The following is a 1,699-nucleotide window of genomic DNA, read 5'->3' as shown; positions in this document are numbered from 1 at the left end:
GACCTTCGACCGCCGGCACCACCACCGTGCGGCCCGGCGACGTCGTGCGCCTCGGACTTTCGCATCCGTGCACAGCCTTTGACAAGTGGACCCTCATCAGTGCTGGCGGACACCGACGGTGACCAAACCGTCGTCGACCTCATCCATACCTTCTTCTAGGACCCTCGCCATGAAGACCCTCATCAGCAACGCCATCCTGGCGGACGGAACCGGGACGGACCGCCGTCCCGCGGACGTCCTTCTGGACGGCGAGGTGATCGCCGTCGTCGCCGGCGCCGGATCCCTCACCGCGAGCGGAACCGGCGCCGAGCGGACTATCGACGCCACGGGGCTCGTCCTGAGCCCCGGCTTTATCGACATGCACGCCCATTCGGACCTGCAGCTGCTGGTCAACAAAGACCACTACGCCAAGCTCAGCCAAGGCGTCACCACCGAACTGTTGGGCCAGGACGGGCTGTCCTACGCTCCGGTGGACGACGCCACGCTTGCCGGAGTCCGCGAGAAGATCGCCGGCTGGAACGACAACCCGCAGGATTTCGACTGGGATTGGCGAACCGTGGGCGAGTACCTGGACCGCCTCGACGCGTCCGAAAACGGCAAGAGGATCGCCACCAACGCCGCCTACCTCGTGCCGCAGGGAACCGTACGGGCCCTCGTGATGGGCTTCGCCGAAGGGGACCCGACACCTGAGCAGCAGGAGCGGATGCAGGACTTGGTCCGCACCGCGATGGAGGAAGGCGCCGTGGGGATGTCCTCCGGACTGACCTACACCCCCGGAATGTACGCCCGCACGGAGGAACTGGCAGGACTATGCCGGACCGTGGGGGAGCTGGGTGGTTTCTACGCCCCGCACCACCGCTCCTACGGAAAGGGCGCGCTCGGCGCCTACGCTGAGATGATCGGACTGAGCAGGGACACCGGCTGCGCGCTGCACCTTTCCCACGCCACCATGAACTTCGCCGAAAACAAGGGCAGGGCGGGCGAGCTTCTTGAACTCATCGACGCAGCGCTCGACGACGGCGCCGACATCACGCTCGACACCTATCCCTACCTCCCCGGAGCCACCACGCTCGCGGCCATCTTGCCCAGCTGGTCATCCTCCGGCGGCACCGAGGCCACACTCACGCGGTTGGCTGACCCGGCTACGCTAGCGAGGATCCGCGAAAGCGTGGAGATCTACGGCTCCGACGGCTGCCATGGCGTGGTTGCCGAGTGGCACACCCTGGAGATCAGCGGCGTCCAGAACCCGGCACTCGCCGGCCATGTGGGCAAGACCATCGCCGCAATCGCCGCCGAATCCAACGCTGAGCCCTTCAACGTGTTCGTTCGGATCCTCCAAGAGGACCGCTTGGGCACCGGCATCCTGCAGCACGTCGGACACGAGGAAAACGTGCAGGCCATCATGGTCCATCGCACGCACACCGGCGGCAGCGACGGCCTCTTGGTCGGAGCCAAGCCGCACCCGCGTGCCTGGGGAACCTTTCCCCGCTACCTGGGCCATTACAGCCGCGACCTGGGCTTGCTGACCCTGGAAGAAATGGTCCACCACTTGAGCGGCCGCCCCGCCAAGCGGCTCAAGCTCGACCGCCGCGGGCTCGTCCGCGAAGGCTACGCGGCCGACGTCGTCCTCTTCGATCCGCGCACCGTCCGTGACGAAGCCACCTTTGAAACCCCCCGCAAGCCAGCCACTGGCATCCAT

The 1,699-nt window shown here is 66.6% G+C and carries 1 protein-coding gene and 1 pseudogene; both read left to right on the top strand.

Features of this window, described 5'->3' with window-relative positions:
- Window positions 1-159: pseudogene (locus tag AHiyo1_RS27930) on the top strand (amino acid deaminase); the annotation flags it as partial.
- Window positions 160-169: 10 nt separating this feature from the next.
- Window positions 170-1,699: N-acyl-D-amino-acid deacylase family protein (locus AHiyo1_RS12730; protein WP_059388810.1), on the top strand; the 1,530-nt coding region annotated here is incomplete at its 3' end.

This window comes from Arthrobacter sp. Hiyo1, from assembly GCF_001263615.2.
Classification (GTDB): Bacteria; Actinomycetota; Actinomycetes; order Actinomycetales; family Micrococcaceae; genus Arthrobacter.
The sequence above is the reverse complement of the archived record's forward strand: the minus strand, read 5'-3'. Positions and strand labels throughout refer to the sequence as shown.